Annotated in this window: 22 protein-coding genes and 1 pseudogene; 13 read left to right on the top strand and 10 right to left on the bottom strand. The window is 66.3% G+C overall.

Annotated features, from left to right (window positions below):
- On the top strand, positions 1–302 hold a 302-nt coding region (locus KW83_RS14025), incomplete at its 5' end, for an IS630 family transposase (RefSeq protein WP_036180078.1).
- A gap of 30 nt (positions 303–332) precedes the next feature.
- Positions 333–575: pseudogene (locus KW83_RS14020) on the top strand (VOC family protein); the annotation flags it as partial.
- 453 nt (positions 576–1028) lie between these two features.
- Here the strand turns inward: KW83_RS14020 and KW83_RS14015 are convergent.
- A complete protein-coding gene (locus KW83_RS14015; RefSeq protein WP_036180030.1) occupies positions 1029–1619 on the bottom strand; it encodes a hypothetical protein in 591 nt (196 codons plus the stop codon).
- 110 nt (positions 1620–1729) lie between these two features.
- On the bottom strand, positions 1730–2173 hold the full coding sequence (locus KW83_RS14010) for a type II toxin-antitoxin system RatA family toxin (RefSeq protein ID WP_036180027.1): 444 nt from the start codon (positions 2171–2173) through the stop codon (positions 1730–1732).
- 65 nt (positions 2174–2238) lie between these two features.
- Here KW83_RS14010 and hpt point away from each other — a divergent pair, with 65 nt between their 5' ends.
- The 5 genes from hpt (at position 2239) to KW83_RS13985 (ending at position 5754) form a co-directional block, all read left to right on the top strand.
- A complete protein-coding gene (hpt, locus tag KW83_RS14005) occupies positions 2239–2775 on the top strand; it encodes a hypoxanthine phosphoribosyltransferase (RefSeq protein ID WP_036180011.1) in 537 nt (178 codons plus the stop codon).
- A 70-nt stretch (positions 2776–2845) separates the two neighbouring features.
- Complete coding sequence (locus KW83_RS14000; protein WP_036180009.1) at positions 2846–3310, top strand: c-type cytochrome; 465 nt, start codon at positions 2846–2848, stop codon at positions 3308–3310.
- Positions 3310–4191, top strand: a complete 882-nt coding sequence (locus tag KW83_RS13995; protein ID WP_036180006.1) for a cytochrome c — start codon at positions 3310–3312, stop codon at positions 4189–4191. The genes KW83_RS14000 and KW83_RS13995 overlap by 1 nt, the downstream gene beginning before the upstream one ends.
- Positions 4188–4367, top strand: coding sequence for a hypothetical protein (locus tag KW83_RS21200; RefSeq protein ID WP_036180002.1), 180 nt, complete (start codon positions 4188–4190; stop codon positions 4365–4367). Before KW83_RS13995 ends, KW83_RS21200 begins: the two co-directional genes overlap by 4 nt.
- A gap of 217 nt (positions 4368–4584) precedes the next feature.
- Complete coding sequence (locus KW83_RS13985) at positions 4585–5754, top strand: type III PLP-dependent enzyme (protein WP_036179999.1); 1170 nt, start codon at positions 4585–4587, stop codon at positions 5752–5754.
- Between the two features lie 12 nt (positions 5755–5766).
- Here the strand turns inward: KW83_RS13985 and KW83_RS13980 are convergent, their stop codons facing one another.
- The 3 genes from KW83_RS13980 to rplM form a co-directional block, all read right to left on the bottom strand.
- Positions 5767–7032: a PQQ-dependent sugar dehydrogenase gene (locus KW83_RS13980; RefSeq protein ID WP_036179996.1), complete on the bottom strand. Its 1266-nt coding sequence runs from the start codon at positions 7030–7032 to the stop codon at positions 5767–5769.
- Positions 7033–7097: 65 nt separating this feature from the next.
- A complete protein-coding gene (gene rpsI, locus KW83_RS13975; protein ID WP_036179993.1) occupies positions 7098–7580 on the bottom strand; it encodes a 30S ribosomal protein S9 in 483 nt (160 codons plus the stop codon).
- Complete coding sequence (gene rplM / locus KW83_RS13970; RefSeq protein ID WP_036179990.1) at positions 7580–8044, bottom strand: 50S ribosomal protein L13; 465 nt, start codon at positions 8042–8044, stop codon at positions 7580–7582. The genes rpsI and rplM overlap by 1 nt, the downstream gene beginning before the upstream one ends.
- Before the next feature lie 237 nt (positions 8045–8281).
- Here rplM and KW83_RS13965 point away from each other — a divergent pair, with 237 nt between their 5' ends.
- The 4 genes from KW83_RS13965 (at position 8282) to speE (ending at position 10982) form a co-directional block, all read left to right on the top strand.
- A complete protein-coding gene (locus KW83_RS13965) occupies positions 8282–8938 on the top strand; it encodes a hypothetical protein (RefSeq protein WP_036179987.1) in 657 nt (218 codons plus the stop codon).
- Between the two features lie 139 nt (positions 8939–9077).
- Positions 9078–9566 carry an adenosylmethionine decarboxylase gene (gene speD / locus KW83_RS13960; protein ID WP_036179968.1) on the top strand — a complete coding sequence of 163 codons (489 nt, stop codon included), beginning with the start codon at positions 9078–9080 and terminating at the stop codon, positions 9564–9566.
- A gap of 49 nt (positions 9567–9615) precedes the next feature.
- Positions 9616–10125: a 2'-5' RNA ligase family protein gene (locus tag KW83_RS13955; protein WP_036179967.1), complete on the top strand. Its 510-nt coding sequence runs from the start codon at positions 9616–9618 to the stop codon at positions 10123–10125.
- A complete protein-coding gene (speE, locus tag KW83_RS13950) occupies positions 10122–10982 on the top strand; it encodes a polyamine aminopropyltransferase (RefSeq protein WP_036179965.1) in 861 nt (286 codons plus the stop codon). The genes KW83_RS13955 and speE overlap by 4 nt, the downstream gene beginning before the upstream one ends.
- Here the strand turns inward: speE and KW83_RS13945 are convergent.
- Positions 10979–11266, bottom strand: coding sequence for a DUF1330 domain-containing protein (locus KW83_RS13945; RefSeq protein WP_036179962.1), 288 nt, complete (start codon positions 11264–11266; stop codon positions 10979–10981). The genes speE and KW83_RS13945 overlap by 4 nt on opposite strands.
- A 2-nt stretch (positions 11267–11268) precedes the next feature.
- Positions 11269–13923 (bottom strand): alanine--tRNA ligase, encoded by a 2655-nt coding sequence (gene alaS / locus KW83_RS13940; protein WP_036179960.1) that lies wholly within the window; start codon positions 13921–13923, stop codon positions 11269–11271.
- A gap of 943 nt (positions 13924–14866) precedes the next feature.
- On the opposite strand from alaS, the gene KW83_RS13935 reads away from it, so the two are divergent.
- Positions 14867–15799 carry an IS5 family transposase gene (locus KW83_RS13935; RefSeq protein WP_036173704.1) on the top strand — a complete coding sequence of 311 codons (933 nt, stop codon included), beginning with the start codon at positions 14867–14869 and terminating at the stop codon, positions 15797–15799.
- 509 nt (positions 15800–16308) lie between these two features.
- Here the strand turns inward: KW83_RS13935 and KW83_RS13930 are convergent.
- A complete protein-coding gene (locus KW83_RS13930; protein ID WP_036179957.1) occupies positions 16309–16632 on the bottom strand; it encodes a HesB/IscA family protein in 324 nt (107 codons plus the stop codon).
- A gap of 79 nt (positions 16633–16711) precedes the next feature.
- Here KW83_RS13930 and KW83_RS13925 point away from each other — a divergent pair, with 79 nt between their 5' ends.
- Positions 16712–17869 (top strand): deoxyguanosinetriphosphate triphosphohydrolase, encoded by a 1158-nt coding sequence (locus KW83_RS13925; protein WP_036180072.1) that lies wholly within the window; start codon positions 16712–16714, stop codon positions 17867–17869.
- 262 nt (positions 17870–18131) lie between these two features.
- Here KW83_RS13925 and KW83_RS13920 read toward each other — a convergent pair whose 3' ends face one another.
- Positions 18132–18563, bottom strand: a complete 432-nt coding sequence (locus KW83_RS13920; protein ID WP_327203970.1) for an SRPBCC domain-containing protein — start codon at positions 18561–18563, stop codon at positions 18132–18134.
- An 84-nt stretch (positions 18564–18647) separates the two neighbouring features.
- Entirely contained in the window at positions 18648–20207 is a 1560-nt protein-coding gene (locus tag KW83_RS13915) for an alpha-amylase family glycosyl hydrolase (protein ID WP_036179951.1), read from the bottom strand.
- Between the last annotated feature and the right edge of the window lie 16 nt (positions 20208–20223).

The raw sequence follows: 20223 nt of genomic DNA, 5'->3' as shown, positions 1-20223 counted from the left end.
AAGAGACAGTCCCAACCCTGCGCCCGGGCGATGTGGTGGTTATGGACAATCTGGGCAGCCACAAAGGGCAAGCCGTGCGGCAGGCGATCCGTAACGCGAAAGCGCATCTACTTTTTCTGCCGCCCTACAGCCCCGACCTGAACCCGATTGAACAGGTCTTCTCGAAGCTCAAACACATGCTCCGCAACGCAGCCGAGCGCACAATGGAGGCAACGTGGCGCAGGATCGGGACACTGCTCGACCGCTTCAGCCCACAGGAGTGCGCGAACTACCTCGCCAATACTGGATACGCTTCAAGCTAATCTCATCATGCTCTAGAGGATGACACCCGACAGCACGGCATGACAAGCCCCGGAGCCTTCTCGCTCGCGCATAACGTCCCCACGGAGGAGGACGTGGATGCGGTCATCGACCGGCTCATCCAGGCCGGTGCGATTCTGCTGCGCGAACCCGACGCTCCGCCCCAGGGCGGCCGCCGCGGGTATGTCGGCGATCCGGACGGTCATGTCTGGGAGATCGCGTGGAACCCCGCCTGGCCGATCGACGCGAACGGTCATGTCACGTTTGCGATCTAGCTGCGGAACGACACCGACACGGGTGCGGACTGGAGGCGTGTTCGTGCTGCCTGCTGATCATGGCATGACCGGGGGATCATCTGCACCCGGAATCCGGCCAAAGAGGGCGTTTACCCATGGGTGAGTCTTCACATCGGGTCCGCAGGCGAAGCCGCCGACGGATCGCACTCCGTCCGTGGATCGAGTGTGCGCCTGTATATTCTCAATCAACACCCCGGGCTCGGCGGGCCGGAACGGGTGGTGCGCAGGCGGTGGGCCTCACGCCATCCGGCAGGAAGGATCCCATTCCGGTGCAGGATAGCCGGTCCGGCAACCCTTGCCTCAGGGGAGCCCCCATGGCTGTCCCACCACGCGCCTGGACCGCACCTCCCTTGCAGGATCGCGGCCAAGACGCACGGGGAGCATTCACCGCATTGGGGCGCCGGGCGGCCATCCAAGGCCGCCCGGGGCCGGTCAGACCGCGCGGGCGAGCGACGGCTCGGCCTTGGGTTCGGATGTGGCTTTGCCCTCGCTGTACCCGGCATCGGCAACCGCCAGGAGGGCCGCCTTCTCGGCCATCGCGCCGCCCTGCCCCGCCGTCGCGACGGTCGAGATGAGCCGATCGCGCGAGAAGCTCGCACGAGCCGATTCGGCCGCTGCGCGGGCGGCGGCGTCGGAATCCTCGACGCTCTCGGCGCGGTCCGCAAATGACGCGGCCCCTGCCCCTCCGGCATCGGCGGCCGGGGCGGCGCGGCTCCGGTCTGCGGCGCCAGCCGTGGTCGCCAGAGGTTCCACGGCACTGCCGGCGGGCGTCCCGACGGCGGTACTTGCGACCGTGGCGGCGGGATCGGTCCCGGCCGCAACGACCGTCGCCGCAACGGCGCTTTCCTTCGATTCGCCCTCGGCAACCCCCGACGGGGCCGCAGCCGGCTCCGGCTCATTGGCGCTGCGGGTATCGACGGTCATGGCCGGCTTGTCAGGCTCTGTCACCGTCGGCGTCGCCTTCTGGACCGGCTGCGCGATGCTCGTCAAAATCGGGCTCGGCCCCCCAAACAGTAAACCCATCAGTCGTCTCCTTGTGTCAAACTGCGGGCAGGCAATGACCCCCGATTGTGGCAGGCCCACGGCCATGAAGGCACAGGAATAAGTTGTATTTGCAAAGGGTTACCGGCGACTTAACCGTAAAGTTCTGCCGCGCGGCGCTCGAACGCCCGCACGATCCGCTGCATGGCGTCATAGAAGAACGTGCTCGCCGCGGCCCCCAGAAGGCGCGAGCGGAATTCGAAATCGACGTCGAAGAGAACCTCGCACCCACCTTCGGCATCGGAAAAGCGCCAGGTCGAATCCATGTGCTTGAACGGACCGTCCAGATATTCGGTGTCGATCCGCATGGCGGCGGGATCCAGGGTGACCCGACTTCTGAACCGCTCCCGAAAGACCTTGAAGGAGATCACCAGATCGACCTCCAGCACCTCTCCGGGGTCCGTATCGCGGCGCGAGGTGATCCGTGCGGCGGAGATCCACGGAATGAACTCGGGATAGGATTCGACATCGGCGACAAGGTCGAACATCTGCTGCGCCGTATAGGGCAGCTTGCGGGTTTCGTGATGCTTGGGCATATCTCTCCTGCGGGTCGCGCCATGGGGATGTCGGGCCATTTCGCGGCCAGATCAAGGGCGAACCGATGACGCAGGCCAGCTATCGCATCGACGAGATGATCTCGGCCAGGGCCATTGCCGCACGGATCGAATCGCTGGCGCGCGAGATCGAGCGTCACTTCGCCGACACCGACAAGCTGGTGGTCATCGGGCTCCTGCGCGGGTCCTTCGTGTTCATCGCGGATCTGGTGCGGAAACTGGACCTGCCGGTAGAGGTCGACTTCCTCGAAGTATCCTCCTACGGCAACGCGATGCACTCCAGCCGGGAGGTTCGCATCCTCAAGGATCTGCGCGGAGAGATCGCCGGCCGCGACGTGCTGGTGGTCGAGGATATCGTGGATACCGGACACACGCTGCAGCATGTCATGGGTTTTCTTCACCAGCGCGGACCGGAGCGGCTGGAGACCATCGCGCTTCTCGACAAGCCGTCCCGCCGAGAGGTCGACATTCGCGCCACATGGACAGGATTCGAAATTCCCGATGCCTTCGTGGTCGGTTATGGGATCGACTATGCACAGAAAAACCGCAACCTTCCCCATATCGGCAAGGTCATCGCACTGTAACGCGTGCGTGATTTTGCGTCCGCGCCACAGAATGGTTTGCTGATCCGGCTGACCGACAGGAGGATGTCACATGCGCTATCTACTTCCCGCCGCCCTTATCCTGGCCCTAGGCGCCGGGTTCGCCCAGTCGCAGGGCGGATCGGACAAGCCGGCCCCCGTAAAGGCCCGCCAGGGGATCATGCAGAACTACGCGTTCTCGATCGGCACGCTGGGCGGCATGGCCAAGGGAGAGGTCGAGTACGACGCACAAGCCGCCCAGGCCGCAGCCGACCGGCTGGTGGCCCTGTCGTCCCTGCCGCAGACCGGCTATTGGCCGGAGGGCACGTCCTCGGACGATCTTGAGGGCGTCAAGGCGCTTCCCGCCATCTGGGAGAACATGGACGACTTCACCTCAGGGTTCGACACGCTCAACGAGGCCGCGATGGCCATGGCCGACGTCGCCTCCGACGGGCAGCAGGCCGTCGCCGGACAGATGCAGCCGCTGGGCAAGAGCTGCGGCGCCTGCCATGAGGACTACCAGATGTCCGACGACTGATGCGGCTGTTCGGTCTGGCGCTCGCTGCACTGGCCGCGGCGGGCGCGTTGGCGGGATGGTGGATCACGGCGCCGCGCCCGGTCGACGCGGCCGGGCTGACCGGCGATGCCGACAGAGGTGCCGCGCTCTTCACGCTGGCCGGATGCGCCTCCTGCCACATCGCGCCGGATGCGGATGAGACCGATCCGCCCGTGCTTTCCGGCGGACAGGCGTTCGAGACCGAGTTCGGCACGCTCTACGCGCCCAACATCTCTCCCGGTCCCGAGGGAACCGGCGGCTGGAGCACGAACGACGTGGTCGCGGCGCTTGCCTCCGGCGTGGGTCGCGGCGGTTATCACATCTACCCTGCCCTGCCCTACACCAGCTACGAGAACGCGGAGTTGCAGGATCTGTCCGACATCGCGGCGCATCTGGAGACGCTGCCGGTCTCCGACACGCCCAGCCGGCCGAACGAGCTGTCGTTTCCGTTCAATATCCGCCGGACGCTCGGGGTGTGGAAGCGGCTCTATGCCGGTCGCGGCTGGGTGCTGACGGATCCCGCCTCGCCCGAGATCGAGCGCGGCCGCTATTTGGCGGAAGCGCTCGTTCATTGCGGCCAGTGCCATACGCCGCGCACGGCGCTCGGGGGTATGGACCGGTCCGCCTGGCTTCAGGGCGCGCCCAATCCCAGCGGTAAAGGCAAGATCCCGGGGATCGCGCCGAACCAGCTGGACTGGTCCGACACCGATGTCGCCGCCTATCTCAAGACGGGGCTGACCCCGGAGTACGATAGCGCCGGCGGAAAGATGGCCGCGGTGGTGCGCAACCTGTCAACCCTTCCGGACGGCGACATAGACGCCATCGTGGCATACCTCCGGGAAATTCCGGATGCGGAGCAGTGAATTACGCGCTGTGGTTGATGCGCTCCAAACGTTGGGCGCAAAAGCCGCCCTCCGGTAGGCAGGTTCGGTTCGTCCTGGCGATCATCGCCATCAGCGTGGCTCTGTTCGCTTACGAAAGAACAATGGGTTGGCCGGAGATGCTCACCCCCGATCGCGTCGGCCGGATGCCCCGTTGACCAATTCCGTCCCAGGCCCGGCGGGGGGCCGAAAGGTCGCTCAAAACAGCGGCAAATCGGGCAAGAAATTCCTTGCAACCGCGGAGTCCCGCCTCCATATGGCCGGTCAAGACGCCAACGCACGCGCCTCTGGTCTGCCGGACCCGATCCGCCTCATGTAGCGACGGTAACGTCTCCCGTGAAACTAAGAGGCTTCAGGCCTCCGGTCCCATTGGAGATGACCATGGTCCTTCCAGCCTCCGACTTCGTCGGCCACCGCTCTGCCCCCTCGCTTGAGGAGGTTGCGGCCACCCGCCCGTTCGACCGCCCGACCCTGGTGCTCGACACGCAGATCGTCGCCCGGAACTTCCACGCCCTGAAGGCGGGACTGGGGTCGGCGCTAATTCACTATGCGGTCAAGGCGAACCCCGCGCCCGAGGTCATCTCGCGGCTGGTGGCCGAGGGGTGCGGATTCGACGCAGCCTCCCGCGGCGAGATCGAACTGTGCCTAAGCCAGGGCGCGCGGCCCGACCATATATCCTTCGGCAACACCATCAAACGCGAGAGCGACATCGCCTTCGCCCATATGGCCGGCATCACCCTCTTTGCCGCCGATGCGGAGGAAGAGCTGGAAAAGATCGCGCGCGCCGCCCCCGGTGCCCGCGTCTACATCCGCGTCATCGTCGAGCCGAACGGCGCCGACTGGCCGCTGACCCGCAAATTCGGCTGCGCGCCGGATCGGGTTCGGCGCCTGCTGTCCATGGCCACCGACCTTGGCCTGCAGCCGGTGGGCCTGTCGTTCCACGTGGGCTCCCAGACCCGTTTCGCGGAGATGTGGAAAGGCACGCTGCAACAGGTCGCCGGGATCTGGCACGAGGCCCGCGCCGCGGGACACGACCTTGGGTTGCTGAACATCGGCGGCGGCTTCCCTGCCTTCTACGGGGAAGCCATGGACGGCCTCTCCGACTATGCCGCCCGGGTGATGGAACTGGTCCGCAGCGCGTTCGGCGATGCGCCGCAGATCATGGCGGAGCCCGGTCGCGGGATGGTCGCGGACGCCGGCATGATCGCGGCAGAGGTGCTGCTGGTCAGCCGCAAGTCCGACACCGACCTGCACCGCTGGGTCTATCTGGACATCGGGCGCTTTTCCGGACTGGCAGAGACCGAGGGCGAGGCGATCCGCTACCAGCTCCAGACCTGGCGCGACGGTGAGGATACCGGCCCCTGTATCCTCGCCGGCCCGTCCTGCGACAGCGTCGATGTGCTCTACGAACGGCGCCCGGTGCAGCTGCCGCTCGGCCTCTGCGCCGGCGACCGCGTGGTGATTCGCAACTGCGGTGCCTATACCTCGACCTATTCGAGCGTCGGGTTCAACGGCTTCCCGCCGCTCGACCTCATGGTGCTGTGAGCGGGCAGCCTTCTAGCGGCTGACGCGCCAGATCGTGTTGCCGACGTCGTCGGCCACCAAAAGCGCGCCGTCGCGCGCGATCTCAACGCCGACGGGGCGGCCCAGGGCGTTGCCATCCGCGTCCAGGAACCCGCCCAGAACAGTCTCTGGGCGACCCACGGGAAGACCTCCGTCGAACCGGACGAAGACGACTTCGTAGCCGGAGGCAGGGACCCGGTTCCATGACCCGTGAAGCCCGATATATGCACCGGACCCGCGGCCCAGACGGACCCCTTGCGCGAAGATCAAGCCAAGCGGCGCCACATGCGCGCCGAGCGCATAGTCCGGCCGGACCGCTTCGCGATCTGGCCGCCCGGCCTGGTCCACGCGCGGATCGGCCGCGTCCTTCCAGTAGACGTAGGGTCGGCCATACCAATCCCCGTCCCGGACGCGTGTCAGATAGTCGGGCACCAGATTGTCGCCCAGCTCGTCGCGCTCGTTGACCACGGTCCAGATCGTGCCGGTCGCGGGGTCCACGTCCAGCCCTACCGGATTGCGAAGCCCGGTGGCGAACTCCCGGACCCGGCCGGTGGCAGGGTCGATCTCCAGCACCGCGGCGCGGCGGACCTCGGCCTCCTGGCCGTTCTCGCCGTGGTCGCTGTCGGCGCCCACCGACACATAGAGCTTTCCGTCACGGGCGAGCAGACCTTTGGTCCAGTGGCGATTGGTGCCGGCTGCGGGCAGATCGGCCACATGGACGGGCGCGCCGGCGGTCGTATCGCCCACGCGGAACGGCACCCGCACCAGCGCATCGGTATTGGCGACATAGAGCGACCCGCCCATCAGCGCCATGCCGAAGGGGGACGTCAGGTCGTCGAGCAAGACCGTTCGCCGTTCGGCCACGCCGTCGCCATCGGCATCGCGCAGCAGGCTGATGCGGTCGGCCGACGGCACCTCGGCCCCGGCGCGCCCCATCACCAGCCCCTCGACGAAACCGCGCAGGCTCTTGGGCGGGCTCTTCTGCTTGTTCGATTCGGCAACCAGGACGTCGCCATTGGGCAGGACATGCATCCAGCGCGGATGGTCCAGCCCGGTGTAGAACGCCCCGACCCGAAGTCCCGCGGCGGGAACCGGGGCAGTGCCTGCGGGCCAGCCCCTGGCGGGGGCGATGTTCACCGTGGGCAACAGGGATTGCGCGGGCGCCGGCAAAGTGGGCTCTGGCCCCTGGGTCGTCGCCAGGGGGGCCGCATCGCGGCCGCCGCAGGATGTCAGGAGCGCCAGGATAATGATGTATCTCATACGCCCATTCTAGAGTGTCGGGCGGATGGGGAAAGGGGCTGCCGTGGCAGCCCCCTGAAGGTCGATCAGCGCTTGGAGAACTGGAAGGACCGGCGGGCCTTTGCCTTGCCGTATTTCTTCCGCTCGACCACGCGGCTGTCGCGGGTCAGGAAGCCCGCGGCCTTGAGCGCACCGCGCAGGGACGGATCGTAGAGCTGTAGCGCCTTCGAGACGCCGTGCTTCACCGCGCCGGCCTGGCCCGACAGCCCGCCGCCCTTGACCGTCGCCATCACGTCGAACTGGCCCTCGACATTGGCCACAGTGAACGGCTGCTTGAGGATCATCTGCAGCACCGGACGCGCGAAATAGGCGTTCACGTCCTTGCCGTTGACGCTGACCTTGCCAGAGCCGGGCTTGATCCAGACACGGGCCACCGCATCCTTGCGCTTGCCGGTCGCGTAAGAGCGGCCAAGATCGTCGCGCACAGGTTCGCGCGGGATCTCCTGCTCGGCCTCGGCACCGGTGACGGCCTGGTTCAGCTCTTCCAGCGAATTCACTTGCTCAGCCATCACTTGGCCTCCCGGGTGTTCTTCTTGTTCATCGCCCTGACGTCCAGCACTTCCGGCGACTGCGCCTCATGGGGGTGCTCGGCGCCCGCATAGACGCGCAGGTTGGTCATCTGCTGGCGCGACAGCGGCCCGCCCGGCAGCATCCGCTTGACCGCCTGGCTGACCACGCGCTCCGGGTGCTTGCCCTCAAGGATCTGGCCGGTGGTGCGCGACTTGATGCCGCCGGGATAGCCCGTGTGCCAGTAGTTCGGCTTGTCGCGCTTCTTGCCTGTCAGCTGCACCTTGTCGGCATTTATGACGATGACGTTGTCGCCCATGTCCATGGACGGCGTGAAGCTGGGCTTGTGCTTGCCCCGCAGGCGCATGGCGACGATCGAGGCGAGGCGGCCCAGGATCACGCCCTCGGCGTCGATCACCACCCACGTCTTGTCGATATCCGCCGGTGTCGCGGTAAAGGTCTTCATCGGTGTTCCTGTTCGTTCGCGGGCCGGTCGCCCGGTGAATTCGGATAGGGCGGTTCTACACCCCTGCTTTCCACAGTCAACAAAGACCTTGCGTGAATATCTGTGGATTATCAATCGCTTGCAAATACGGTATTGAGATACCCCAAAGATTTCGATCCTGGGCTCGCTGCAATTGCACTTCACATCGACCTCCGATTTCGAGCACAAGGGCAATCGGATCGCGCAGCAGGGGTTCTCATGTCTCAGTCCATACCGAAGCGGCCGCAACCTACCCCGGCCGCCACGCCCGGTCTCGTCGCGGCTGCCGCTGCCGGCGTCACGCTTCTGGTCGTGGCCGTCCTGTGGCTGGGCGCGCGGGCCGGCGTCAGCGGCGCGCATCTGCTGCGCGACCCGGCCGCCAGCTTCGGCTATCCGGCCTATGGCGGGGCGCTGTCGCATCTGGGCGTCGCGCTGTTGGGAGCGACCGCGGTGGCCGCGGCCTTCGCCGCCACCCTTTGTCCCGGGCGCCGCGCGGCGCTTGTGATGGCGGCGGTCCTGTCATCGGCCATCGCGGCGGACGATCTGTTCATGGTGCACGAGCGGATCGGGCCGACCGAACTCGGCATCCCGGAAGAGGCGTTCCTGCTCATCTACGGCGCGATGGGCCTGGTCCTGCTGGTCCTGCTCTTCAGGGCGCCAGAGTCGCAATACAACGGCACCATCTTCATTCCGATCGCGCTCATGGTGACCTCGGCCCTTGTCGATCTGGTGTCGCAGGCGCTGGGAATGTCCATTCCGGTCATCGAGGATCTGTTCAAGATCGCCGGATATGGGGCGTGGTTCGCGTTCTGGTGGCTTCGGTCGGTGCAGATCGTCAGGTCGGGAGACGATACGGTTTCGATAAATCCACGGTAAAAATCGAAAAAGTCTCTTGCGCGGGAAATCCATGCCCCTTAGGTCACCCCTCACGACGGGGACGATCCCAACTTCGGGCATAGCCTGGGGGGGCGCTAAGGACCCACGGATTCAATCTACTGGCTGAAAGGGGAGTTCCATGGACGGAACCAACCTCTTCCAACTGGGGATCGGTCTGGAGACAGGCGCCCAAGCGGAAGATACCACCGCACGCGATCTTTTCGATGAGGATCGCGACGACCACTTCATTCGTGACGACGAGGGCCGTGTGTTCGCGGGCCGTCACCTCATCATCGAGGTGGTCGACGGCCACGGGCTCGACGATGAGGCGCGCATCCAGCAGGCGTTCCGCGATTGCGTGACCACCTGCGGCGCGACCCTGCTGCATATCCACACCCACAAGTTCTCGCCCCAAGGCGTGTCGGGCGTGGCGGTGCTGGCCGAAAGCCATATCTCGGTCCACACCTGGCCCGAGATCGGCTATGGCGCGTTCGACGTGTTCATGTGCGGGGACGCGCGCCCCTGGCTGGCCGTGGACGTGCTGAAAAAAGCGTTCGCCACCGGCGATGTGCGGGTCAAGGAACTGCTGCGCGGCGACGGCGTGGTGACCGAGACCGCGGCGGCCTGATGGCGTTCGGCCGGATCCCCGGGGGTCCGGCCCGTCCGCTCTGACGGTCATGGCGCTGATCCTGACACTTGGGTTTGATTCCGGGAGTTTCGCCCGGCTCGCACCGCTGCGAGAGCGGTTCTTTCCGATCGCGCGCAACTTCATCCCGGTCCATGTGACGCTGTTCCAGCAGCTTCCGTCGGACCAGGTGAACCGTGTGCTGGGCAACCTTGCGCAAGAGGCCCGGACAACGCCCGCCCTGCCCTTCGCCGCCACCGGGATCCTGGATTTCGGTGGCGGTGCGGCCGTGACGCTGTCATGCCCGCCTGCCAACGATCTGCAGCGACGCCTGCGCGCCGCCTGGTCCGACCTCCTGACCGACAGCGACGACCGGTCCCGCAAGCTGCACGTCACGGTGCAGAACAAGGTCGGCCGCGACACCGCCCGCGCGACCCAAGCCGCGCTCCGCGCCGGGTTCGCGCCGTGGGAAGGGATGTTCGACCGGCTTCTGCTCTGGCACTACCGCGGCGGCCCGTGGGAGCGGGCCGGCACATTTCCCCTGACCGGAGACCCCCGATGACCGACATGACAGGCTGGAGCGTCGAGCGCCTGCACGACGCCTATTCACAGGCGCTCAGGATCGACCGGGTGCTCTACGACAGCGAGACCGAGCACCAGCGCATCGTGGTGTTCGACAACGCCACGTTCGGCCGGGTGCTGACGCTCGACGGAGTCGTTCAGGTCACCGAGCGGGACAATTTCATCTACCACGAGATGCTGACCCACGTGCCCCTCTTCGCGCACGGCACGGCGGCCCGGGTCCTCATCATCGGCGGCGGCGACGGCGGGATGGCGCGCGAGGCCCTGCGCCATCCGCTGGAACAGGTCACCATGGTCGAGATCGACGCCGGTGTCGTCGAGTTCTCCAAGCAGTACCTGCCCGGCATCTCCGCCGGCGCCTTCGACGATCCGCGGCTGGACCTGCAGATCGCGGACGGGGCCGAGTTCGTGAAGACGACCGCGGGCGGCTACGACGTCATCATCGTCGATTCCACCGACCCAGTCGGTCCCGGAGAAGTGCTCTTCACCGACCACTTCTATGGCCACGCCAAACGCGCGCTGGCCCCCGGAGGCATCCTCGTGACGCAGAACGGCGTGCCCTTCATGCAGGGAGAGGAGCTTGCCGGCACCCTGCGCGCTTTCGGCACGCTGTTCTCGGATGCCAGCGCCTATGTGGCGCCTGTGCCGACCTACCAGGGCGGGTTCATGGCGTTCGGCTGGGGCACCGACGGCGCCGCGCGGTCGGTGGATGAGGCGACCCTGCGCGCGCGTGTGGCTGAAAAGGGCCTCGGCTTCGGCTACTACACGTCCGAGGTCCACAAGGCCGCCTTCGCCCTGCCCGGCTACATCAAGCGGCTGGTGCCCGATCCGGCCTAATCGGCGATCTCGACGATCATCAGCTCGCGCTCGGACGCGCCCCGCGCGTGGTCCAGTGCGGCCTGATACTGGTCGGAGGCATAGCAGGCCTCGGCCGCCTCCACGCTGTCGAACCGCGCCACCACGTTGCGCGGGCGTTCGCGCCCCTCCAACTGCACGAACCGGCCGCCGCGGGCCAGGAACGAGCCGCCATGGGCGGCGATGGCGGGACCGGCCAGACGGGCATATTCGGCGTAGGCTGCCTCGTCCGTGACGGTGACATGGGCGATCCAGAGGGCGGGCATGGTCAGTCTCCGCTCAGGATGGCCTCGGCAGCGGCGATCGCGGCTTCGGACCGGCGCGCGTCCTTCGCCCCGCCCTGGGCCATGTCGGGACGGCCGCCGCCGCCCTTGCCACCCAAGGCCGCGACCGCCGCCTTGACCATATCCACCGCAGAGATCCGGCCCGTCAAATCGTCGGTCACCCCTGCGGCCACGGCCGCCTTGTCGCCCGCATCCGCGATCAGCAGCACCGCGCCCGACCCCATCCGGCCTTTCTGCGCATCGACCAGGCTCGGCAGGTCCTTGCCGGTGACGCCCTGCAGCACCTGGGCCACGAACGGCACCCCGGCCACGGTCCGGGCCTCCGGCGCGGTGCCGCCGCCGCCCATGGCCACGTCGCGGCGGAGCTGGGCCACCTCCACCTCCAGGCGGCGGCGATCCTCTGCCAGCTGACGTACCCGGTCTGCCAGATCCTGCGGCGCGGCCTTGACGATCGCGGCGGTCTCGGCCAACTGCCGCGCCTGGCCTGCCAGATGGTCCAGCGCCGCCTGGCCGGTCAGCGCCTCGATGCGCCGAACCCCGGCCGACGACGCGCTGTCCCCGGTGATCACGCATAGGCCGATCTCTCCGGTACGGCCGACATGCGTGCCGCCGCAGAGCTCGATCGACCAGGTATCACGCGCCGGACCCTTCCCCGTGGCCGTCTGGCCCATGGACACCACCCGCACCTCCTCACCGTATTTTTCCCCGAAAAGCGCCTGCGCGCCGAGTTCCCGCGCCGTCGAAAGATCCATGATCCGCGTTGAGACCGGACCGTTCTGGCGGATGAAGCCGTTGATCCGCGCCTGCACGGACGCGATCTCATCGGCGGTCAGCGCCTTGGGGTGCGAAAAGTCGAAGCGCAGCCTCTCGCCATCGTTGAGAGAGCCGCGTTGCGCCACATGGTCGCCCAGAACCTCTCGCAGGGCCTCGTTTAACAGATGCGTGGCCGAATGGTTGGCGCGGATCCGCGCGCGCCGGTCCCCGTCCACCGTCAGCCTGGCCGTATCGCCCTCACGCAGGGTCCCCGCCACGACCGTCCCGAAATGGATGAACACCCCCGCGACCTTGCGGGTATCGGTGACCTCGATCCGGGCGCCGTCGGTCTCGATTGTGCCGGCATCGCCCACCTGGCCGCCCGCTTCTGCATAGAACGGAGTCTGGTTCGTCACCACCTGCACGTCCGTGCCTGCGGCCGCCTGCGCCACCCGCTCACCGCCCACGACGATCGCCAAAACCTGCGCCTCCGCCACCAGGTCGGCGTAGCCCAGGAACTCCGTCATACCGTGGCGGTCCGCGACATCGAACCAGACCGCCGCATCGGCTTGCTCGCCAGAGCCCACCCACGACGCGCGGGCCTGCGCCTTCTGCGCGGCCATGGCGCTGTCGAAGCTTTCGGTGTTCACCCCGATGCCCTTTTCGCGAAGGGCGTCCTGGGTCAGGTCGAGCGGGAACCCGAATGTATCGTAGAGTTTAAAGGCCGTCTCCCCGGGCAGATCGGTGCCCTCAGGCAGCCGGGTCAGCTCATCGTCGAGCAACCTCAGACCCCGGTCGAGGGTCCGTCGGAACCGCGTCTCCTCGCTCAGGAGCGTCTCTTCGATCATGCGCTGACCGTGGCCAAGCTCCGGATAGGCCTGACCCATCTGCGCGACCAGTTCGGGCACCAGCCGGTGCATCAGCGGATCCTTCGCCCCCAGAAGGTGCGCGTGGCGCATGGCGCGCCGCATGATCCGGCGCAGCACGTAGCCGCGGCCCTCGCTCGCGGGCAGCACGCCGTCCGCAATCAGGAACGACGACGAACGCAGGTGATCCGCGATGACCCTGTGATGAACGTTGCCGTCGCCATCGGGATCGGTGCCCGTGACACTCGCCGACGCCTCGATCAGCGCGCGGAACAGGTCCGTGTCGTAGTTGTCGTGCTTGCCTTGCAGCAACGCGCCGATCCGCTCCAGGCCCATGCCGGTATCGATGGACTGGGCATCGAGATCGCGCCGGGACCCGTCGGCGAACTGCTCGTATTGCATGAAAACCAGGTTCCAGATCTCGATGAACCGGTCGCCGTCCTCTTCGGCACTGCCCGGAGGGCCGCCCCAGATGTCGGGGCCGTGATCGTAGAAGATTTCCGTGCAGGGTCCGCATGGACCTGTCGGACCGGCGGACCAGAAGTTGTCGTCGGTCGCAATGCGGATGATCCGGTCGTCCGGCAGGCCCGCCGTCTTCTTCCAGATCGCAACGGCCTCCTCGTCGGTATGATAGACCGTCACCAGCAACTTGTCGGGGTCGATCCCGAACTCACGCGTCAACAACGTCCAGGCGAGCGGGATTGCCTCTTCCTTGAAATAGTCTCCGAAGGAAAAGTTGCCGAGCATCTCGAAGAAGGTATGATGGCGCGCGGTATAGCCGACATTGTCCAGGTCGTTGTGCTTGCCGCCGGCCCGCACGCATTTCTGGGCAGTGGCGGCCGTGGTGTAGTCCCGTGTCTCGACCCCGGTGAAAAGATTCTTGAACTGGACCATGCCCGCAGCGGTGAACATCAGCGTCGGATCGTTGCGCGGAACCAGCGGCGATGAGGGCACGATCTCATGTCCGTTGGCGCCGAAATAGTCGAGAAAGGTGGACCGGACGTCGTTGAGACTTGGCATGGGTGTGGTTTCCGGTAGCTCGAAGGTTCGGGTCGATCTATCCCTCCCGGGCGTGCTCGGCAAGCCGCAGCCCGGGACGAGATCCCGACTTCGGCGCAGCCGTGACCCCCCCGCCCGTCAGCGACCGCTCTCGACAGGCGCCACTGACCACGGTCGCGAGAGCCGGCCGGTCGCGACCGCGCCAACGCCCTCGGAGCCGGGGTCTAAAGCCATGGCCGAGGGTCGAATCGAGCTAAGATGAGGGTAACGTCCTTCCGCGGCATCAACCTGGGCCCGGTTGCCGACCAGCTACGTCGGCCTCAGGATGACAGACCGCAATTAGTCGGCTTTCCGAGAAGCTCGCCCTTTTGGTCACCGCACCGACCGGGCGCACAATGTGCATCCAGATAACAGACGATGTTGGTCTGCGCGATCGCTTGGGTTCCGAGTACCGAGACGGTATGCGTGCTGCGACGTTTCAAGCCGCCTCAAGGACCCATAGCTCGCGACGCTTCGGACACCGCTTAGAAGCGGGACAGCTAAGGAAATCGCAAAAGCCCCGCACATACGAAGGCGAGTCCCGCCTGCGTTTCAGAGTGCCCCAAGACCAATTGATAGCATCAAAGTGCCACGACTATCAGTCTACGTTCATGCAACCAAGCCGTAGTGAGAAATGCAACCAGTAATCGCGGTCCCGATCGCAAACATGGGCAGGAATGCCCGCTTAAAAGTTCCCGCGACAGTTGCAAAAAGCAAGGCGAGTAGCGTTCCGACGATCAGACCACTAGCGAGCAATGTTACAGTCGATCCAGCGAGCTCACCCAGTGTAACCGAGCGCCCGACACCAACAACATATGAGTACCATCCGAAAGGTACTGCGAAAAACAGGCTTGCTAACGGCGTTGTTGCAGAACTCTAGCCGTAAAGGATTCACATCGGGAATTCATGCGCTTAGACGAGCAGCATGAGCAAGCCCAAGCCCGCCCGCTACCGCACGACGAACTGGTCCACCTACAACGATGCGCTCAGGAAGCGCGGGTCGCTGCTGATCTGGCTGGACAAGGAGATGACCTGGCACGCGCCGCATGAGGGACGCCCGGGGCGCCCCCCGGTCTTTTCGAATGCCGCGATACAGTTCTGCCTATCGATCAAGGTTCTGTTCAAGTTGCCGCTCAGACAGACTGCCGGGATGGTCGCCAGTCTGCTGCGACTCGCGGGGCTGGACTGGCCCGTTCCGGACTACTCGACCCTGTGCCGTAGGCAGAAGACCTTGAAGGTTCAGATCCCCTATCGCCGTGCTGGCGGGCCACTGAACCTGCTGGTTGATAGCACCGGCATCAAGTTCCTCGGCGATGGCGAGTGGCAGGCCCGGAAGCATGGCATTCAGGGTCGCCGCCAATGGCGCAAGGTGCATCTGGCGATGGACACCGCCACCTCGGATATCCTGGCCGTCGAGTTCACCCACAGCCGGGAAGGCGACAGCCCCGTCCTGCCGGACCTGTTGGGCCAGATCCCCGAAGACGAAGACATCGGCACCGTGACCGCGGACGGCGCCTACGACACCCGCCGCTGCCACGGCGCCGTCATCGCACGCGGTGGCACGGCAATCATACCCATCCGAAGGAACGGTCGGGCTTGGAAGGAGGACTGTCCGGCTGCCAAGGCACGCAACGAAACCCTGCGCGCCACGCGTCACTACGGTCGGGCGTTTTGGAAGCGGTGGACCGGATACCACGCCCGAAGCCGCGTGGAGGCCAAGATGCGATGCCTGAAGGCCTTCGGCGAGCGCATCGCCGCGAGAGACCCAGACCGCCAGACCGCCGAAATCCACATCCGTGTCGCCCTTATCAATCGCTTCAACGCGCTCGGCACCGCCGAGGTCGTCCGCGTGGCCTGAACCCGAACGGGAAAGGGACACTCACGCCTCAGGCGGCCTTTCTGCAACAAAACCTCGTCAGCATGCCAATTACCGCTGGAGATTCCGCGACGTATAGCGCTGAAGGTCACAGTCATCGCAGCGACAGGTTCGAAGCCATCGCACCGGGTGGTGCAATTTCATATGCCGTCGACCTCCCCGGCGGTCCGGTCCCGGCCCCTGCGGGCGTGCTGCGCGCCGCGGTGCCTGCCGTCCGGAGGCCGGAGCCGGCAGCGCCGGGTTCCACCATGCCTTTTCGCGGAATAAGGCCCACCCCGCTGCTGCGAGATGGGCCCGGTTCGCGATCAAACTGTTCGTCAGAAAATGCGTTCTGTAAAATGCAGGTCTCGGTTGACCTGTTGCAATCGAACTATCCGATTCTGACCTGTCGGGTCACCTGTCTTAAAGGGTAGGTTTTCGTCGAAACACGCTTAACGGTAGGAGGGGACGGATAGAAGGTACAGATAAAACAATGGGCTACAGCATCATCCTCACATGGAAAAGGATGTGCCGCAACCGCAGGATGACGTGGCGTTCGGGTTCTCTATGGTGAACCGCGCGCCGATCAGCTCCTCGGTGAAATCGATCACCGCGCCGGCAAGAAATGGCAGCGACACCTGGTCCACCAGCACCCGCTCGCCGCCTTGCTCCAGCACCAGATCGTCCTTTTCGGCCGCGTCGAGCTTGATCTCATATTGAAATCCAGAGCATCCGCCGCCTTCCACGGCGACCCGCAGGGCCTGTCCTTGCGCCGCGGCGCCGATCTCGGCCAGCCGGGCGAAGGCGCGGTCAGTGACTTTCGGGGGCAGGTTCATGGTTTGGTCCGCCTGTATCCTTGCGCTGAGCCTAATATACGGATCGCGGCTTTCGACAACAAGGAGAGCGCCGGTGTCCCTGACCGCCATCTATGCGCAACACCCCGGCGACACCCGCGGGCGGCTCTACCCTGAGAGCACCTCGACCTTCCGCTCCTGCTTCCAGCGCGACAGGGACCGGATCATCCATTCCAGCGCGTTCCGCAGGCTCAAGCACAAGACGCAGGTGTTCATCGAGCATGAGGGCGACTATTTCCGCACCCGCCTGACCCATTCCATAGAGGTGGCGCAGGTGGCGCGCACCATCGCGGGCGTCCTGGGGCTGGATTGCGACCTGACGGAGGCCGTGGCCCTGGCCCACGACCTTGGGCACCCGCCCTTCGGCCATACCGGAGAGGAGGCGCTGTCGGCGCTGATGGCGCCCCATGGCGGGTTCGACCACAACGCGCAGGCGATCCGCATCGTGACGTCGCTGGAGCGGCACTACGCTGAGTTCGACGGGCTGAACCTGAGCTGGGAGACTTTGGAAGGCATCGCCAAGCACAACGGCCCGGTCCCGCAGCCGGTGCCCTATGCCTTGGCGGAGTACGACGCGCGGCACGACCTGGAACTGGACACCCACGCCAGCGCGGAGGCGCAGGTGGCCGCGCTGGCCGACGACGTGGCCTACAACCACCACGACCTTCACGACGGGCTCCGGGCAGAGCTTTTCTCGACCGACGAGTTGGCGGAGCTGCCGCTGCTGGACGCCTGTTTCGCGCAGGTGGATGACCTCTATCCGGGTCTGAACTACTATCGCCGCCGGCACGAGGCGCTGCGCCGCTTCTTCGGCCTGCTGGTCGAGGACGTGATCGCCGAGGCGCGGAGCCGCCTGGCCCGGCTCGACCCGCAGAGCGCGCGTGACGTGCGGATGGCCGGCCGGCCGATGATCCGCTTCTCCGACGGCATCCGCGAGCAGGTCGAGGTCATCCGCGACTTCCTGTTCCACCGCATGTACCGCGCACCCGGCGTGGTGGAGATGCGCGCCAAGGTCACACAGGTGATCGCAGAGCTCTTTCCGCTCTTTATGGCGCGAAGTGAGCTTTTGCCGAAACAGTGGCGCAAGGACGTGGAGGACGCCCGGTCCCAGACCGATCTGGCGCGGATCGTCCTGGATTACATCGCCGGCATGACCGACCGCTTCGCCATAGAAGAGCACCGGCGCCTGATCGGCGGCGACCTGGCCGAGGCGATCTGAGACCGGCTGCCGACGCACCCGAAAGCACGGAAAACCGCCCGAACCGGCGGCTGTTATTGCATATCAACCGGTCCCCGGCCCACTGCTGGGCACGCGTCGGACGCATGTCGCGGGAATGGGGACACGTAACGAGTTCTGGCAACGGCCCTTCGGGTCGCTCACTGTACGTTGTTTCCGCGATGACAGGGCCACGCGCCCCTGCGTTCGACGCGACCACCGCCTCAGGGGCCGGTCGGCACCGCCCGAGACCCCTTTATGCGGTTCATGCGGGCGGAAGGGTTCGGGCCAGTTCCGCCAACTGGTTCGTGGCCGTGCCCCAGCCTTGGTAAAAACCCATCGCCTCATGCGCCTCGCGCGCGGCTTGGGTGCGGTGCCGCGCGGTCACCGTATAGACGGTGCCGCCAGCGCCATCTTCCTGCATCTCGACGATCCCGGTCAGAAACGGCTCCGGTGCGGGTTTCCAGCCGTCGGTATAGGCGTCGGTGAAGACCAGCCGGCGGTTCGGCACCAGTTCCAGCCACACGCCCTTGTTCTCGATCGCGGTGCCGCCGATATCGAACGTCGTCTCGAACCGGCCGCCGACCCGCAGCTCGATCGTGCAGGCGGTGACGGCATGTGGGGCCGGTACGAAGAAGCGGCGGAGAAGCGCGGGGGTGGTCCAGCAGCGCCAGACCGGTTCGGGCGGAACGGGCAGGGTGCGGGTGAACGTCAGGTCCGTGGCGGGGTCCAGATCCGTGGCGATTCCTTTCCGGGAACGAACACGGCCATGGTCGGGATCTCAGGCCGCAAGGATCAACCCCTCGTGCGGCAGCAGACCGTCCGCCGCGGAAAGGTCCCGCCCCGGCACGGTCGAGAGCAGTGGCCGGCCCGCGGCGGGAAGCGGCTGTGGCCGGTCGCCGAGGTTCAGCGCGACGATGAGCCGGCGCCCTTCGTGATCCCGGGCATAGGCCAGCACGGCGTCGTCGGCATGCAGGCCGGTGTAGCTGCCGCGGGACAGCGCCGGCTCCGCCCGTCGGAGCGCGATGAGTGCGCGGACCAGGGCCAGCATGGACCCGGGGTCGCCCGACTGCGCCTCTACCGATGCGACGGTCGAAAGAGGCAGGAACGGATCTGCCGCGGTGAAGCCGCGTCCGGGCCCGTCGTCCCAGGGGATCGGAATGCGGACCGGATCGCGGCCGATGCCGGTTCCGGGGTTGTTGATCGCCCAGGGGTCGCGGAGCATCTCGTCGGGGACCGGTTCGTTCACCATGCCAAGTTCGTCCCCTTGCCAGAGCGTCGGCGTGCCCCGCAGCGTCAGCAGCAGCATCTGGGCGACCCGTGCCCGGTCGGGGCCGATCCGGGAGGCGATGCGGCTGCGGTCGTGGTTGCCCATGACCCAGTTTGGCCAGCCGCCGGGCGGGATCAGGGCTTCGTACCGCTCGGCGAAGGCGGCGATGGTGCGGGGCGACCAGTCGGATTCGATCAAGTGAAAGTTGAACGGCAGCTGGAAGCCGTCCAGAGCGCCGCCGTAGTACAGCATCACCTCATCGAGGTTGCCATAGGCCTCGCCCACCAGAAGGCGGCCGCCATGTGCCTCGGCCAGACGGCGCATCGCGGCGACATGGGGAAACACCTCCGCCTGGTGGGAGGTAAAGGTGCGAAAGAGCGCGCGGGCCGGCCCGTCTGCCGGAGTCCAGTCGGGGTTGGCCGGGTTGTCCCGCAGCAGCCGGTCCGGTGCCAGATGTTCGACCGCGTCGACGCGGAACCCGTCCACGCCGCGGTCGTACCAGGTGGCCATCACGTCGAGCATCGCCGCCGCGACGGCCGGATTGCGCCAGTTCAGCGCCGGCTGCTCGCGCGCGTAGATGTGCAGGTAGTACTGGGACGTGGCCGGATCCCAGGTCCAGGCCGGTCCGCCGAACTCCGACAGCCAGTTGCTGGGCGGGCCGCCGCCCGGTGCCGCATCGCGCCAGATATACCAGTCCCGCCGGGCGCTGCCGCGCGACGCGCGGCTTTCCGTGAACCACGGATGCGCCTCGGATGTGTGGGCCGGAACGAAGTCCAGCAGCACCTTGAGACCCAGCCCGTGGGCATCGGTCACCAGCGCGTCGAAATCCGCAAGCGTGCCAAAGAGCGGCTCGATCCCCGTATAGTCGGAGATATCGTAGCCGCCGTCCTTCATCGGCGACGGGTAGATCGGCGAGATCCAGACCGCGTCCACACCCAGATCGGCCACATGGGACAGACGGCGGCGGATGCCCTGCAGATCGCCCATGCCGGTGCCAGTGGAATCCTGAAACGACCTGGGATAGATCTGGTAGATGATCCCGGTCTGCCACCAGGGCGGGGTGTCGGTCACGGCGGCCTCTTGCGCT

The sequence above is a fragment of the Palleronia rufa genome (genome assembly GCF_000743715.1).
Taxonomy (GTDB): Bacteria; Pseudomonadota; Alphaproteobacteria; order Rhodobacterales; family Rhodobacteraceae; genus Palleronia; species Palleronia rufa.
The sequence above is the reverse complement of the archived record's forward strand: the minus strand, read 5'-3'. Positions and strand labels throughout refer to the sequence as shown.